We start from the raw sequence: 14,202 nt of genomic DNA, 5'->3' as shown, positions 1-14,202 counted from the left end.
TCCAGCACCGCGATGCAGAACCGCAGCTCGGGCTGTTCACATCCCTCGTCTAAACACATGGCAACCACCACACGCAAGTTCACCGCCCACAGCAACGCGGGCAACTCCGAAACCGAGCGCAAGCGCGAGCTGGGCCACATTCACCAAGGGCGCGCGGCTCTGCAGTGGAGTGACGGCGACTACCGGTTTCACCTGCGCAACCTCACTGGCAAGGGCAGCTCCGCAGAGCTGGACGCTGCAGGCCGCCGCAAGGTGCTCGACCACATGGCAACGCTTGGCTACGTGCCCAAAGCCGCGAAGTTTCAGCCATTCGACCAGGCCGCGAAGATCAAGTGGCTGTGGAAGAAGATTGGCGAGCACAAGGGCCTGCGCGACCCCAGCGCTGCTGCGCTGCTCTCCTTCATCGGCCGCACGACTGGCAGCGGTTATTCCGATGTGAAGTTCGTTCCCACGCAGGATGCATCCAAGGTCATCGAAGCCCTCAAGGCCATGCTGGATCGCGCCAAGCTCGCCCAGGGAGCTTCTACGCAGCACCGAGGTACCCCCCAGTAGCTGCGTATGCCACACAGCCCTGCCGTCCCCCTGGAACTCCTGCCGCCACTGCTGCAGGATTTCGTGCGCCTGGTCGGTTTGGATGCCACCATGGCGTTGGTGAGGCACACGGGCGGTCTGCGCATCTACATTCCCACGCCGGACCGTGTGACGCCCGATCATCCATTCGCGCACGTCATGGGTCTGGACAACCTTTTAAAGCTTGCCGAGGCCTATGGCGGCGAGTCCCATTTCCAGTTGCCCAAGGCCGAGCGGGCGCTGATTCAGGTGCGGAACGCCCGCATCGCTGAGGCCTACCGCACCCACAAGACGGCCCGTGAACTGGCCTGCGAGTACCACCTGACCGAGAGCCAGATCGTGCGGATCGTGGCGGCCATGGGAGCGACGGCGCCTGTGGATCGGCGACAGGCTGTGCTGTTTTAAAGAGAGTGTGAGTGGGTTCAAAGACGTCCGACCTCGCAAAGGTTGGACGCTGTGGACAAGTTCTCGGGCGCTCCCGTAAACGATTGATTTCATTGAATTTTTGAGGTCAGACGATCACCCTAGCGTCTGACCTCACAACGTCCGACCTTTTCCCCCCCGTTGCTTGTGTGGGAAGGGGCGTCTGCGGTGGCGCTCAAAACCACGCTTCTCCAATGAAAACGGGGCCACCAGGCCCCAGTACCGCTTCTTGCCACCCCAGGCCCACCATCGCCCGCAATGCACCCATTTCGGCCGTTCTGGACCTATGAATCGCCCATTCCGTGCCAAAGCCCCCGGCAACGCCAAAATGCCCAAAATCGCCCGCAAACCCACGCCAGCATTAGCGAGGCCCAAATTTATCCACAGGCTCCGACCGTGCCAATTCGATCACCTCCCCACTACCGCGTGCCAAAGCCATACCGGCGCACACGCAACGACCATGGGCAATGGCACGCCGTAGCGGCAATCCGGTCGTCACTTCGGCACGTCGCAGCAAGCACGTACGCACGTGCGAGAAGAGGAATGGATCAATTGACAAGAGTGACGCATCACAGGCGTGCGAGCACAAAGCGCCTGGATCGTGGCGGGACGTGATGCGGTCCTTTGGCTGGCCTTCAGTGAAGAACCGGCTCTGAGCCCTACACTGCACGGAACACTCTTCAGGAGATGGCCATGTTTCGCTGCAAGTTGAGCAAACCAGTCGCCGCGAAGGCGTTTATCGCCACCATGCTTTTGTCAGCGCTGGCAGGATTGGCGGGCTCTCACATCGCACCGCAGGTTCCGCTGCATACCGTCTTGCTCTACTGCGCGATAGGCGCCGCAACGGTGTCCATTGCCCTGGTGATCACCACCATCGCCGTGCTCACAGTCATGCAATTCATCTTGCGCAAGGGCGGCACCGACACCCAGTGGTTGTGGTTTTCCGCAGACCCACCGAGCTTGGTCGAGTTGCGACAGCGCACCACCCAAGATGCGGCACCCACAGCGCATGAACACTGATAGTCAGGTCGCGAGGCACTGTTCAGATGCCCCGGCGACGCAGACTGGGACGTTGAGCGTTCTGCAAAAAGCCCGCAATCAGCTTTCAGGGCACGCGTCGTAGAAACCCGCTGTCACCTTCGCCCCGCTGCGCGCTTGCAGCTCGGTGTTGAATTGGAGCACCTTCGCGTTGGGCGTTGACCGGCACATCGAAAGGTGGACCTTGTCAGGCCGCAGGCGGACCACCTCATCCACGACAGGCGTGACCAGAGCCGATGCCACATCCCCCGCTCTGTACTCTGTGGGCAGGATCTGAACGTGGACGGTTTCAGTGGTGGTGCTGCAACCGGCAAGCAGCGCAACCGAAAAAAGCAGTGTTCGTACAAGCATGGCATCCAAAGCGCGCAGCGCGTCTCGTGGAGATGCGGCAAAGGATAGCCCTCTCGCGGGTCGCCTGTTGCAAGCAGTTGTCACCCAGGCAGTCCCCTGGACCTGGCCCGTCTGAGCAGCAGCATCCGCAGAAACATCAGGGTGGCTTCTGCCATTTCGCAGATCGTTGAAGCCTCAACAAAAAACCGCGGCGCTGTTGGAAATAACCGACACCACGGGTTTTCCGGGACATGCAAACTTTGTCCCATGCCAACCAGCCCCTCTTCCCCCACCGCCCGCAGGCTCTGGGACATCTCGCCGCCCGTGCATGCGGGCAGCCCCGTGTTCCCGGGCGACACGGCGTACAGCCAGCAGTGGTGCGCCACCATCGGGCCCGGCTGCCCTGTCAACGTGAGCGCCATCACGCTGTCGCCCCATGTGGGCGCGCATGCCGATGCGCCGCTGCACTACGACGAGCACGGCGCCAGCATCGGTGACATATCGCTCGACGCCTTTCTGGGCCCCTGCCGCGTGATCCACGCGATCGCGCGCGGGCCGCTCATTACCTGGGAGCACATCGCCCACGCGGTAGACGCCACGCTGCCGCAGCGCGTGCTGGTGCGCACTTACCAGCACATGCCCCAGGACCGTTGGGACGGCGCACTGGCGGCCTATGCCCCCGACACCATCGAGCGCCTGGCGGACCTCGGCGTGCTGCTGGTGGGCATCGACACCGCCAGCATCGACCCGGCCGATAGCAAGACTTTGGACAGCCACCAGGTCATCCGCCGCCGCGGTCTCCGCGTGCTGGAGAACCTGGTGCTCGACGATGTGCCTGAAGGCGACTACGAGCTGATCGCCCTGCCGCTCAAGCTCACCACCGCCGACGCCTCACCCGTGCGCGCCGTGCTGCGTGCGTTGGCCTGATCACTCATTTTTTAAAGCTTTTGGGCCGCTACCGCTTGCTGATAAAGCGCCAGCAGCTATCAAAACAGAAGCAAACAACCACCTATCTGCCATGACCATCACCGCACAAGACTGCCGCGCACTTGACGCGCAAGACCCCATCGCCCCGCTGCGCGAGCACTTCGCGCTGCCCCCGGGCGTGATCTACCTGGACGGCAACTCGCTGGGCGTGGCGCCCAAGGCTGCCGCGGCGCGCGTGGCCGATGTGGTGACGCGCGAGTGGGGCACGGACCTCATCAAATCCTGGAACACCGCGAGCTGGTTCGACCTGCCCCAGCGCCTGGGCAACCAGCTGGCCCCGCTGATCGGTGCGGGCCCGGACGAAGTGGTCTGCACCGACAGCACCTCGATCAACCTGTACAAGGTGTTGAGCGCGGCGCTGAACATCGCCCGCGAGGACAACCCCGCGCGCAAGCGCATCGTGAGCGAGCGCAGCAACTTCCCCACCGACCTGTACATCGCCGAAGGCCTGTGCAAGGAGCGCGGGCTGGAGCTGGTGCTGGTGGAGCCCGAAGACATCGCCGCCGCGCTGACCCCCGACGTGGCCGTGCTGATGCTCACCCATGTGAACTACCGCACCGGCGCCATGCACGACATGGCCGCCATCACGGCCGCCGCGCATGCCCAGGGCATCCTGTGCGTGTGGGACCTGGCGCACAGCGCGGGTGCGGTGCCCGTCGATCTGAACGGCGCGGGTGCAGATTTTTCCGTCGGCTGCGGCTACAAGTACCTCAACGGCGGCCCCGGCGCGCCGGCCTTTGTGTGGGTACACCCGCGCCACGCCGACCGCTTCTGGCAGCCGCTGTCGGGCTGGTGGGGCCACGCGGCGCCGTTCCAGTTCACCCCTGACTACCAGCCTGCACCCGGCATCACGCGCTACCTGTGCGGCACGCAGCCCATCATCAGCCTGTCGGCCCTGCAGTGCGGGCTGGACGTGTTCACCGCCGCGCAGGCACTGGGCGGCATGGCCGCGCTGCGCACCAAGTCGCTCGCGCTCACCGACCTGTTCATCCGCCTGGTGGAGGAGCGCTGCGCAGGCCACGGCCTGGGACTGGCCACGCCGCGCGACCACGCACAGCGCGGCTCGCAGGTCTGCCTGACGCGCGACGAAGGCGCGGGCGTCAACGGCCAGGGCAGCGGCGCCTACGCCATCGTGCAGGCGCTGATCGCCCGCGGCGTGATCGGCGACTTCCGCAAAGGGGACGGCGGCACGGGCCCGCACAAGGACATCCTGCGCTTTGGCTTCACGCCGCTGTACCTGGGGTTTGAAGACGTGTGGAATGCGGTGGAGCACCTGCGCCAGGTGCTGGAGAGTGGCGATTGGCAGAAGCCCGAGTTCAACCAGACGCACGCGGTGACCTGAGGCCTGTCGGCATCCCAAAACACCTCAACCGTTCACACCGGGCTTGTCGATGTGCCGCGCAAGGCTTCGACAAGCTCAGCCCGAACGGTCTTGAATGATCGACCGCGAATACGCACGACGCCACGCGAACGCAGGAGACCCACCATGTGCCCTTTTTCCCAGACCACCGTCCCCGCCAGCGACGCACCGGCCGCCGCCCTGCCCGAGTCCATCGTGCACGAGGAACGCGCCCAGCTCGACTTCAGCCAGTCGATGAGCTACGGCGACTACCTGCAGCTCGACGCCATCCTCACCGCGCAAAAGCCGCTGTCGCCCGCACACGACGAGATGCTGTTCATCGTGCAGCACCAGACCAGCGAGCTGTGGATGAAGCTCATGCTGCACGAGCTGCGCGCGGCCATTGCGCACATCGCCAACGACGAGCTGCAGATGGCGTTCAAGATGCTGGCGCGCGTCTCCAAGATCATGGAGCAGCTGGTGCACGCCTGGGACGTGCTGGCCACCATGACGCCGCCCGAGTACACCGCCATGCGCCCGTACCTGGGCCAGTCCAGCGGGTTCCAGAGTTATCAGTACCGCAGCATCGAGTTCGCCCTGGGCAACAAGAACCGCGCCATGCTCAAGCCCCACGAGCACCGCGCCGACCTGCTGGCCCAAGTGCAGGCCGCGTACGAGGCGCCGTCGCTGTACGACGAAGCCCTGCGCCTGCTGGCGCGCCGCGGCATCCCCGTGCCCGCCAGCCACCTGGAGCGCGACTGGACGCAGCCCTACGCAGAAAGCGACGGCGTGGAGCAGGCCTGGCTGGTGGTGTACCGCAACCCCAAGGAGCACTGGGACCTCTACCAGCTGGGCGAGGAGCTCACCGACCTGGAAGACGCATTCCGCCTGTGGCGCTTTCGGCACGTGACCACCGTGGAGCGCGTGATCGGCTTCAAGCGCGGCACGGGCGGCACCGGCGGCGTGAGCTACCTGCGCAAGATGCTGGACGTGGTGCTGTTCCCGGAGATATGGAAGCTGCGCACGGACCTGTGACGCGGCCCACGCGAACAAGGAGGCTGCTCACTGCACGGTGAACAGGCCTTCCAATCGCCGCTACTGCGCTACTGCTGTCTGCACGGTCAGAGCCCGCACACACTGCGGATGAGAGCGCCGCACGGCACTCTCCAGGTGCTCAGGCTCAGGCAGGGATGACCGCAGGGCGCGGGGCCCGGGACGGCCTGCGCAGCCATTTCACCGCCGCACAGGCGATGAAAGAAAGGCGCAATCAGCGCACGCTGCCTTGCGTGCCGCCCGCCACCATCATGGGGCGGTTGCTGCGGCACCAGATCGGTGCCAGGTGACCGATCTGGATGGTCAGCTCGTTGCCCTTGCCCAGCACGGTGGTCGGGCCGTTGCTGTAGGCGTAGCCGGTTTCAGCCGCCTGCTTGGGCAGGTCCACGGTCCAGCCGCTGCGCAGCAGCACGCCCATGTCCTGATCGGGGAAGAACTGCATTTCCACCTTCTCGCCGTTGCCGCATGCAAACTGCATGCTGCCACGGTCCGTGGGCTCGGAGAAAGCCTGCAGCGCAGGCGGTTGGCTGGCGCAACCCGTCAGCATGAGAGTCACCAGCGCACCCGAACCCAGCACAACCATCTTCTTCATCGGTCACTCCTGACGTCGCGGTGCACCTTGGCGGCACACCCGACAACAACCATCCAACATCCACACCTTGGGGCCTGCGGACTCGCGGCCCCGGCTACCACCCAAGCACAAACCTTGCCACTCCTGCCTGCCGGTACCCCGTGTAGGCGGTACCACGCCGGATGGGTCCTCCCGGCCTGCTGGCACGAGACCGAAGCCACTGGATTCCAGATCCTTCGGAGCCCCGCAGAGGCATGTCCACAAGAGTGCCCCAGGGCTTTCCGCCCGTCATTGGGGTGATCCCCACATCGAGAGGCTCCTCTAAAGTCTGCCCCGCGCCTGTGGCGTGCCTGTGACGGCACCAAAAGCCCCCGGGCATGGCTCCATTGAGATCACCAGCCATCTCAATGGCTTTTGAACTGGTGGATTGCATGCAACTGTTGAAAAGAAAGCAGCCCCGCAGCGGTGCGGGCAGCACCCCATGAAGGGGATCAGGACATACCCTAGGCCGGGGCGGATCGGGCGCTGCTACGGCCACCTGCCACACCGGGCCGCACACCAGCTGCGCACAGCCGGCGACAGCAGACATGCCGATCAGCAGGTACGCTCGCCGGCCCGGCCGTGATTTCCGAGCGCCGCCTCTTTCTGGAGACCACGCCCTTGCCTGCGCCCCCATCCCCTTCAACGCCTTTGCCAGACGCCCCCCCTGCCCTGCTGCCTGCCCGCGCCGCCTGGGCCATGCTGCTGGCGCTGGTGTCCGGCTTTGCGCTGAGCCAGGCGTTTCGCACCATCACGGCCATCATGGCCACCGGGCTGCGGGCGGAGTTCGGCCTGTCGGCCCAGGCGCTGGGGGTGTTTGCCGGTGCCTTTGCGTTCGCCTTCGGCACCATGCAGCTGTTCATGGGCGTGGGGATCGATCTGTATGGCGTGCGGCGCACGCTGCTGGTGGCGTTTCCGCTGGCCATCGCCGGGTCGCTGCTGTCGGCCCTGGCGCCCGGCTACGGCGTGGTGCTGCTGGGCCAGGTGCTGATCGGCGTGGGCTGCGCGCCGGCCTTCCTGGTCTGCACGGTGTTCATTGCGCGCTACTTCGCGGCCAGCCGGTTTGCGATGGTGTCGGGCGTGGCCATGGGCGTGGGCGGGCTCGGGATGCTGTTCACGGGCACGCCGCTGGCGTGGCTGGTGCAGCAGTCGTCCTGGCGCATGGGGTTTGCCGTGCTGGCGGTGTTGGCGGCGCTGGCCTGGCTGCTCATCTTCTGGAAGGTGCACGAGCCTGCAGCGGCCGGCCACGGCACCCAGCCGCGTGAATCGGTGGGTGCCGCGGTGCGCGGTTTCGGCGCGCTGTTCCTGCTGCCGCACACGGCCGGCATCATGCTGCTGGCGCTGATGACGTACGCGTCGTTCCTGACCTTGCGCGGGCTGTGGCTCGGGCCGCTGTTGATCGAGCGGCACGGCTACTCGCTGGTGGCCAGCGGCAACGTGGCCATGCTGTCGTCGCTGGTGTCGCTGTTCACGCCCGCACTGTTCGGGCGGCTCGACCCCGGGCCGGGGCGGCGGCGGCGCTGGATCACGGGCTTCTCGTTGCTGCTGGCCGCGCTGTTCACCGCCGTGGGCCTGCTGCATGCGCAATGGCTGGACGTGGCGGGCTCCATCGCCGTGGGGCTGCTGTCGGGCTACATGGTGCTGCAGTACGCCGACGTGCGCTCGGCCTACCCCGCGGCGATGACCGGGCGCGCCATGGCGGTCTTCACCATGGCGCTGTTCCTGGGCGTGGCGCTGATGCAATGGGCCACGGGCCTGGCAGCATCGCTGGCCGCCGCGCGGGGCGCGGACCCGTACGTGGCGGTGATGCTCACCATCGCCAGCATGCTGGCAGCCGGGGTGCTGGCCTTCAGGCTGCTGCCTGCGCCTCGGCACGGCCCTGCGCGCTGACGCCAGCGGCCCGACGCGGGCACTGAGCGGGGCCTGTGCCCTGCACCCGCCACCACTGCAACACCCCGAACAGCAGCTCGAATGCGGTGAAGCCCAGCACGATGGCATTGGCCCCGTGGGCCACGGCATGGATCTGCCACGCAGAGAACAGCATGCGCGCCAGTCCATCGAGCCGCCCGAGCCGCCGCGACGGCGCTGCGATGCGCGCGATGGACCACACCACCACGACCGACCCGAGCAGGTTGGCCAGCAGCATGTGCGTGGTGTCGAGCGGGTGCAGCGTGCCCGGCAGGGCCAGTGCCTGGGCCAGTGCGGTGAGCTGCGCGTACAGCCACGCAAACGTCCAGGGCAGTGCGAACGGCCAGGTGACGAGCAGGTCGTACCAGCCGCTGGCGCGCACGATGCGCAGGTAGCGCGGTTCGGAAAATGCAGGAATGGTGGCCATGGCAACGCGGTCATCGAAGTGAAGGAAGCGCCGAGCTTCAGGCCTGAAGTACGCTTCAGGGTCAAGCACTTTCTGCGACGCGTGCTGCTCTTTCTTTGTTTCTCTTCCACACGCTTTCATCCCGGCAGCGGGCACTCCCATGAACCTTCTTCAACTGACCGACCTGCAACCTGACGACATCCGCCGCATCTGGGCGCTGGCGGGCGAGGCACCGGGCCCCGCACTGACACCTGCACTTGGCGGCACCGTGGCGTGGTCGTTCGAGGGCAACGGCATCCGCACGCGCACGACCTTCATCGAGGCATTCCGGCAGCTGGGCCTGGCGTTCACCGAGCTGCCCCAGCTGCTCAAGACCGCAGAGCGGCCCGAGGACCTGGCTGGGTACCTGGACCCGTTCTATGCGCTGTACGTAGTGCGCGAGTCCGACCACCCGCGGCTGTCGGCGTTTGCGGCGGCGTCGCGCCGGCCGGTGATCAACGCGATGTCGGCCCAGGGCCACCCGTGCGAGGTGCTCACCGATGCGTACTACGTGGACACCCGGATCAAGCCGCTGCAGGACGCGCGCGTGTGCCTGTGGGGGCCCAGCACCAACGTGTTCCGCTCGTGGCACGAACTGGCGCAGGTGCTGGGGTTCGCGCTGGTGCAGGTGTGCGACCGGCGCTTTCACGAGGTGCTGCCGCAGGTCGAGTTCGTGGAACCGTCCGCGCTGCCGCAGGCGGTGGACGTGGTGATCACCGACAGCTGGCCGGCCAGTGCCGAAGCCGACGCCACCACGCAAACCGACCTGACGCCGCTGTCCGAGGACCACCTGGCCGCGATGGGCTCCCCCGCCCTGCTGCCCACGCCACCCTTCACCCTGGGCCGCGAGCTCACGGTGGACCCTGCGGCCTACCCCGGCTTTGTGGGCTACGCGCAAAAGGAGCTGCTGCTGCCCGTGCAGACCGCCATCGTGCGCTGGGTGCTGGCGGCCGCCGCCGAGGCCGATGCCAAACGGGTGGCCCACCAGGGCGACGGCCATGCTGATCGGTGAGCTCGCCACCGCGTCGGGCCTGAGCCGCGAGGCGCTGCGCTTTTACGAGCAGCAGGGCCTGATCCGCGCGCGGCGCCTGGCCAACGGCTACCGCGACTACCCGCCCGAGGCCGTGATGCTGGTGCAGTACGTCCGCACCGCGCAGCAGTTGGGCTTCACCCTGGCGGAGATCGGCGACCGCCTGCCGGCCATCTGGGACGCGCCAGACCCAGCACCCGCCCTGGCCGAGGTGCTGGCCAGCAAGCTCGGAGAGATCGACGCACGCATCGCCGCACTGCAGAGCCTGCGGCAGACCCTGGCCGAGCGCGTGGCCACCGACTGCCCGCTGCGCGCCGCCGAGCCGCGCTGAAGGCGCACCCGGCCCGCCACACCCAGCCCCACACCGCTGATTTCGAATAGAAACAGCCGCTACCGCGCTATGGGCAAGCGCCACCAGCTATCAAATAAATAGCATCACAGAGAACTGGCGATCGACCCGTCGCCCCGGTACAGCCACGGCACATCGAGCACCCGCTCGCCCAGCAGGCGCAGCGACAGATCGCGCCCCCAGCGCACGGGCCCCGTGGCGTGGAAGATGCGGCCATTGCGGGTGGAGCGCGCCTGCACGCGCGCGTTGCGCTGCCAGCGGTTGAGGGCGTAGCGCGTCAGGCGCAAGGGCACCTCCAGGTCGTGCATGGCCAGGGCGCGCTGCAGCTCCGCGGCGTCTTCGATGGCCATGCCCGCGCCCTGGGCCAGGTAGGGGCGCATGGGGTGGGCCGCGTCGCCCAGCAGGCCCACCAGGCCGCGCGCCATCTCGGCCGCGCTGCGCACCGGCGGGCGGTCGCACAGCGGCCACAGGCGCCAGCCGGCGGCCCCTGGCGCGGCCACGCTGCGCACCACGTCCTGCAGCGCGGTGCAGGTGCCCTTCAGGGCGTGCTCCAGGCCCGCGGCGTTGGCGGCGTGGTCCCAGTTCTCCAGGTCGTGCGGCACCGGCCCCTGCACGATGACGACGATGTTCTGCAGTTCGCCCCGGCGCACGGGGTACTGCACCGCGTGCAGGCGCGGGCCCAGCCAGGCGGTGACCTGGGCGGTGCGCAGCGCCTGGGGCAGCGCGTGCTGCGGCACCAGGGCGCGGTAGGCCAGGTGGCCGGTCACGCGCGGCGGCACGGGGCCCAGCAGTTGCGTGCGGGTGCGGCTCCACAGGCCGTCGGCGCCGATGAGCGCATCGCCCTCCACCTCCTTGCCGCGGCTGGTGCGCACGGTGACGGCGGTTCCGTCGTCGGCAAAGCTGTCGATGGCGTGGGCCAGGTGCAGCTGGGTGTCGGTGTATTTTTCGACGGCGGCCAGCAGCAGGCAGTGCAGGTCGGCGCGGTGGATGGTGGCGTAGGCCGCGCCGTAGCGCTGCACCGCCGTCGGGCCCAGCGGCAGCTCGGCCAGGCCGCGGCCGCTGACGGCGCTGCGCACCTGCAGGCGGCTGGGAAAGGCCGCCACGGCCTGCAGCGGTTGCTGCAGCCCCCAGGCCTGCAGGCGGCGCACCACGTTGGGCCCGATCTGCACGCCCGCGCCGACCTCGCTGAACGCGGCCGCACGTTCGTACAGCCGCACCTCCCAGCCCGCGCGCGATGCGGCCAGCGCAGCCGCCAGCCCGCCGATGCCGCCGCCGGCCACCAGGACCTGCTTTTTCATCGCCCCCCCACCACAGGCTGAAGCGCAGCCCCCGCACGGGACTGCGACCACACGGGACGGAAAGCGCGCATGCAATGTGTCATGCGCCGATTGTGCCGCGCGCCCGGGCACCGCTTTTTGTCATGGCGCAGGGCTGCCTGCCAAAACCTGCGGGTGAGATGCGGCCCTGCGCGGCCTTACAGCGCAGGCCGCAGCGCCCGCTCCAGCACCTCGGCCGGCATGGGGCGGCCGAACAGAAAGCCCTGGAAGGCCTGGCAGCCGTGGCGCTGCAGAAACTCCAGCTGGCCCGTGGTCTCCACGCCTTCGGCCACCACCGTGAGGTCCATGCTGTGCGCCAGGGCCAGGATGGTGCGCACGATGGCCGCGTCGTTGGGGTCGGTCTGCAGGTCGCGCACGAAGCCCTGGTCGATCTTGATCTGATCGAGCGGCAGGCGCTTGAGGTAGGACAGCGACGAATATCCCGTGCCGAAGTCGTCCAGAGAAAAGCCCACGCCGTAGCGGCGCAGGTACTCCATGCGCGAGATCACGTCCTCCACGTCGGTCAGCAGCAGGCTCTCGGTGAGCTCGAGCTTCAGGCGCTCGGGGTTGGCGCCGCTCTTGTGCAGGATGCCCAGCATCTGCTCGACGAAGTCGGGCTGGCGGAACTGCCGCACGCTCACGTTCACCGACAGGAAGAACTGCCGCGTGAGCGAGTGCCGCGACCAGGCCACGAGCTGCGCGCAGGCGGCTTCGAGCACCCACTGCCCGATGGGCAGGATGAGCCCTGTCTGCTCGGCCAGCGGGATGAACTCGGCCGGCGACACGAGCCCGCGGCGCGGGTGCTTCCAGCGCACCAGCGCCTCGGCGCCCATCAGCCGGCCCTTGCCGTCCACCACGGGCTGGTAGTACAGCACCAGCTCGCGCTCCTGCAGGCCGCGGCGCAGGTCGGCCTCCAGGGCGGAGCGGTTGCTCACGGCGGCCTGCATGTCGGGGTCGAAGAAGCGCTGGGTGTTGCGCCCCGCGGCCTTGGCCTGGTACATGGCCAGGTCGGCGTGCTTGAGCAGCTCGTCCACGCTGCCGGTCTGCTGGCCGAACAGCGCGATGCCGATGCTGGGCGTGCTGTGGTGGCTGGTCTCGCCCAGCGCGTAGGGCGTGCCCAGCGTGGCGGCGATGTGGCTGGCCACCAGCGCGGCCTCGGCGCTGGCGTGGGGGCCGTCGGCGCTCAGGCCCTCCAGCAGCACCACGAATTCATCGCCGCCAAAACGCGAGACCGTGTCGGCATCGCGCACGCAGGTGGTCAGGCGCTGGGCCACCTGCAGCAGCAGCTGGTCGCCGGTGTCGTGGCCCAGGGTGTCGTTCAGGTCCTTGAAGTTGTCGAGGTCGATGAACAGCAGCGCGCCCTGCGCACCCGAGCGGCCCACGGCCGCCATGGCGCGTTGCAGGCGGTCCACCAGCATGCGGCGGTTGGGCAGGCCGGTGAGCACGTCGTAGAAGGCCAGGCGCTCGATCTGGCTCGCCACCGCCTTGCGCTCGGTGATGTCGCGGCCCACGCCGCGGTAGCCGCGCAGCGTGCCCTGCGCATCGATCACGGGCACGCCGCTGACCGAGATCCAGTGCATCGTGCCGTCGGGCCGGTGGCGGTGCAGTTCCAGGTCGCGAAACGGCTGGCGCGCCTGCAGCACCGCGCGGTGCGCGGCCCAGTCGGCATCGGTCATGTTGAGCGCACCCAGCTCCCAGCGGGTGTGGCCCAGCACGTCTGCCAGCGGCAGGCCGTTGACGCTCAGGTCGCCCGCCAGCTGCACGAAGCGGCCTTCGGCGTCGTGCTCCCAGTACCAGTCGGAAGACAGGTCGCTGAGCGAGCGAAAGCGCATCTCGCTCTCGCGCAGCTCGTTCTCCACCCGCACGTAGTCGCTCACGTCGGTGAAGGTGCGCACCAGGCTGCCGTCGGGCAAGGTGGTGGTGCGCACCTCCAGCGTGTGGCCTTCGCGCGTGCTGCGCCAGTACAGCTCGGGCGCGGGGGCCACGGCGCCGCGCGCCACGTACTCGTGCCCGCGCCGGTCCACCAGGCTGTAGCCCTCGCCAAAATCGCCGCGCTCGGCCTGCACGCGGGTCAGCTCGGCCATCGTGGGTCGCGCTGCCATCAGGGATTCGGGCAGGTTCAGCAGTTCCAGCACGCGCTGGTTGTAGACGGTGATGCGCCCGTCGGGCCCGGTCTTGAAGATGCCCTGGCTCATGCTGCCCAGCGTGGCCTGCAGGGCCGAGCGCTGCTCCTGCAGCAGCGCGAGCGCGTCCTGCCAGATGCGTGCGTCCACCATGCGCACGGGCTGCTGGCCCTGCACGCTGGCGGTCTTCATGAGCGCGGCCAGCCGGTGCAGCAGCTCGCCCAGGTGGGCCGTGCCGTCGGCATCGCGCAGCACGTAGTCCCCCAGGCCACAGCGAAAGGCGCGCGCGGCCAGGGCCTCCTGCTGGACGTCGATGCACATCAGCACGGGCCGGCCCGCACACAGTTCGAGCACGTCGGGCAGCTCCTGCACCGAAGGCTTGAGGCACAGCACCACCGCGTCCCACGCCTGCGATGCGAGCGGGGCCATGGCGGCCTCTGGCCCCGGGCTGTTGACCACGCGCCAGTCGGGGTGGTTGACGGCGATGAGCCGCCGCGCGAGCGCCGCGTGCTGCGTGTCGCTGTCCACCCACAGGACGCCCGGCCCGCTCATGCGGCAGGGCCCTTGGGCAAAGAGGCGGCAGCGGGCGCGGGCTGCGGATGCTGTGGCGCTGGCGAAGCTGCCTGCGTGCCCGCAGCCGCGCCCAGGTCGTGCTCGCGGGCGAAGACATCCACCGGCACC

The 14,202-nt window shown here is 68.1% G+C and carries 14 protein-coding genes; 9 read left to right on the top strand and 5 right to left on the bottom strand.

Going from position 1 to position 14,202, the window contains the following annotated elements:
- Window positions 1-57 precede the first annotated feature (57 nt).
- From ACSQ3D_RS20100 to ACSQ3D_RS20090, 3 genes are all read left to right on the top strand, one after another.
- Complete coding sequence (locus tag ACSQ3D_RS20100) at window positions 58-552, top strand: regulatory protein GemA (RefSeq protein WP_436128064.1); 495 nt, start codon at window positions 58-60, stop codon at window positions 550-552.
- A 6-nt stretch (window positions 553-558) separates the two neighbouring features.
- Entirely contained in the window at window positions 559-975 is a 417-nt protein-coding gene (locus ACSQ3D_RS20095; protein ID WP_436128063.1) for a Mor transcription activator family protein, read from the top strand.
- 711 nt (window positions 976-1,686) lie between these two features.
- On the top strand, window positions 1,687-2,013 hold the full coding sequence (locus tag ACSQ3D_RS20090) for a hypothetical protein (RefSeq protein WP_436128062.1): 327 nt from the start codon (window positions 1,687-1,689) through the stop codon (window positions 2,011-2,013).
- Window positions 2,014-2,091: 78 nt separating this feature from the next.
- Here ACSQ3D_RS20090 and ACSQ3D_RS20085 read toward each other — a convergent pair whose 3' ends face one another.
- Entirely contained in the window at window positions 2,092-2,382 is a 291-nt protein-coding gene (locus ACSQ3D_RS20085; RefSeq protein ID WP_436128061.1) for a hypothetical protein, read from the bottom strand.
- A 246-nt stretch (window positions 2,383-2,628) separates the two neighbouring features.
- Between ACSQ3D_RS20085 and kynB the strand changes: the two genes are divergently transcribed.
- The 3 genes from kynB (at window position 2,629) to kynA (ending at window position 5,722) form a co-directional block, all read left to right on the top strand.
- Window positions 2,629-3,288: an arylformamidase gene (gene kynB, locus ACSQ3D_RS20080; RefSeq protein ID WP_436128060.1), complete on the top strand. Its 660-nt coding sequence runs from the start codon at window positions 2,629-2,631 to the stop codon at window positions 3,286-3,288.
- 91 nt (window positions 3,289-3,379) lie between these two features.
- Window positions 3,380-4,690 (top strand): kynureninase, encoded by a 1,311-nt coding sequence (gene kynU, locus ACSQ3D_RS20075; RefSeq protein ID WP_436128059.1) that lies wholly within the window; start codon window positions 3,380-3,382, stop codon window positions 4,688-4,690.
- 144 nt (window positions 4,691-4,834) lie between these two features.
- Window positions 4,835-5,722 carry a tryptophan 2,3-dioxygenase gene (gene kynA / locus ACSQ3D_RS20070; RefSeq protein ID WP_056167867.1) on the top strand — a complete coding sequence of 296 codons (888 nt, stop codon included), beginning with the start codon at window positions 4,835-4,837 and terminating at the stop codon, window positions 5,720-5,722.
- 232 nt (window positions 5,723-5,954) lie between these two features.
- On the opposite strand, the gene ACSQ3D_RS20065 is transcribed toward kynA, so the two are convergent.
- Window positions 5,955-6,332 (bottom strand): MliC family protein, encoded by a 378-nt coding sequence (locus tag ACSQ3D_RS20065; RefSeq protein ID WP_056167864.1) that lies wholly within the window; start codon window positions 6,330-6,332, stop codon window positions 5,955-5,957.
- A 639-nt stretch (window positions 6,333-6,971) separates the two neighbouring features.
- On the opposite strand from ACSQ3D_RS20065, the gene ACSQ3D_RS20060 reads away from it, so the two are divergent.
- Window positions 6,972-8,240 carry an MFS transporter gene (locus ACSQ3D_RS20060; protein ID WP_436128058.1) on the top strand — a complete coding sequence of 423 codons (1,269 nt, stop codon included), beginning with the start codon at window positions 6,972-6,974 and terminating at the stop codon, window positions 8,238-8,240.
- Here the strand turns inward: ACSQ3D_RS20060 and ACSQ3D_RS20055 are convergent.
- Window positions 8,200-8,685 carry a hypothetical protein gene (locus ACSQ3D_RS20055; protein WP_436128057.1) on the bottom strand — a complete coding sequence of 162 codons (486 nt, stop codon included), beginning with the start codon at window positions 8,683-8,685 and terminating at the stop codon, window positions 8,200-8,202. The genes ACSQ3D_RS20060 and ACSQ3D_RS20055 overlap by 41 nt on opposite strands.
- 139 nt (window positions 8,686-8,824) lie before the next feature.
- Between ACSQ3D_RS20055 and ACSQ3D_RS20050 the strand changes: the two genes are divergently transcribed.
- A complete protein-coding gene (locus tag ACSQ3D_RS20050) occupies window positions 8,825-9,715 on the top strand; it encodes an ornithine carbamoyltransferase (protein ID WP_436128056.1) in 891 nt (296 codons plus the stop codon).
- Window positions 9,702-10,064 carry a MerR family transcriptional regulator gene (locus tag ACSQ3D_RS20045; protein WP_056416876.1) on the top strand — a complete coding sequence of 121 codons (363 nt, stop codon included), beginning with the start codon at window positions 9,702-9,704 and terminating at the stop codon, window positions 10,062-10,064. The genes ACSQ3D_RS20050 and ACSQ3D_RS20045 overlap by 14 nt, the downstream gene beginning before the upstream one ends.
- Before the next feature lie 104 nt (window positions 10,065-10,168).
- Here ACSQ3D_RS20045 and ACSQ3D_RS20040 read toward each other — a convergent pair whose 3' ends face one another.
- Together ACSQ3D_RS20040 and ACSQ3D_RS20035 are read right to left on the bottom strand one after the other, a co-directional pair.
- The gene (locus ACSQ3D_RS20040) at window positions 10,169-11,380 is read right to left on the bottom strand and encodes an FAD-dependent monooxygenase (RefSeq protein WP_436128055.1); all 1,212 of its coding nucleotides are present in this window, start codon (window positions 11,378-11,380) and stop codon (window positions 10,169-10,171) included.
- A gap of 176 nt (window positions 11,381-11,556) precedes the next feature.
- Window positions 11,557-14,073, bottom strand: coding sequence for a putative bifunctional diguanylate cyclase/phosphodiesterase (locus tag ACSQ3D_RS20035; RefSeq protein ID WP_396503657.1), 2,517 nt, complete (start codon window positions 14,071-14,073; stop codon window positions 11,557-11,559).
- Window positions 14,074-14,202: the final 129 nt, after the last annotated feature.

This window comes from Acidovorax sp. LjRoot117, from assembly GCF_964252695.1.
In the GTDB taxonomy this organism is placed as follows: Bacteria; Pseudomonadota; Gammaproteobacteria; order Burkholderiales; family Burkholderiaceae_C; genus Acidovorax.
The sequence above is the reverse complement of the archived record's forward strand: the minus strand, read 5'-3'. Positions and strand labels throughout refer to the sequence as shown.

What these genes read in the sequence shown, in the direction of transcription:
- ACSQ3D_RS20050 (WP_436128056.1), top strand. Translation starts at nt 8,825, where the DNA reads ATGAACCTTCTTCAACTGACCGACCTGCAACCTGACGACATCCGCCGC.
- ACSQ3D_RS20040 (WP_436128055.1), bottom strand. Translation starts at nt 11,380, where the DNA reads ATGAAAAAGCAGGTCCTGGTGGCCGGCGGCGGCATCGGCGGGCTGGCG.
- ACSQ3D_RS20085 (WP_436128061.1), bottom strand. Translation starts at nt 2,382, where the DNA reads ATGCTTGTACGAACACTGCTTTTTTCGGTTGCGCTGCTTGCCGGTTGC.
- kynB (WP_436128060.1), top strand. Translation starts at nt 2,629, where the DNA reads ATGCCAACCAGCCCCTCTTCCCCCACCGCCCGCAGGCTCTGGGACATC.
- kynA (WP_056167867.1), top strand. Translation starts at nt 4,835, where the DNA reads ATGTGCCCTTTTTCCCAGACCACCGTCCCCGCCAGCGACGCACCGGCC.
- kynU (WP_436128059.1), top strand. Translation starts at nt 3,380, where the DNA reads ATGACCATCACCGCACAAGACTGCCGCGCACTTGACGCGCAAGACCCC.
- ACSQ3D_RS20090 (WP_436128062.1), top strand. Translation starts at nt 1,687, where the DNA reads ATGTTTCGCTGCAAGTTGAGCAAACCAGTCGCCGCGAAGGCGTTTATC.
- ACSQ3D_RS20065 (WP_056167864.1), bottom strand. Translation starts at nt 6,332, where the DNA reads ATGAAGAAGATGGTTGTGCTGGGTTCGGGTGCGCTGGTGACTCTCATG.
- ACSQ3D_RS20100 (WP_436128064.1), top strand. Translation starts at nt 58, where the DNA reads ATGGCAACCACCACACGCAAGTTCACCGCCCACAGCAACGCGGGCAAC.
- ACSQ3D_RS20055 (WP_436128057.1), bottom strand. Translation starts at nt 8,685, where the DNA reads ATGGCCACCATTCCTGCATTTTCCGAACCGCGCTACCTGCGCATCGTG.
- ACSQ3D_RS20035 (WP_396503657.1), bottom strand. Translation starts at nt 14,073, where the DNA reads ATGAGCGGGCCGGGCGTCCTGTGGGTGGACAGCGACACGCAGCACGCG.
- ACSQ3D_RS20045 (WP_056416876.1), top strand. Translation starts at nt 9,702, where the DNA reads ATGCTGATCGGTGAGCTCGCCACCGCGTCGGGCCTGAGCCGCGAGGCG.
- ACSQ3D_RS20095 (WP_436128063.1), top strand. Translation starts at nt 559, where the DNA reads ATGCCACACAGCCCTGCCGTCCCCCTGGAACTCCTGCCGCCACTGCTG.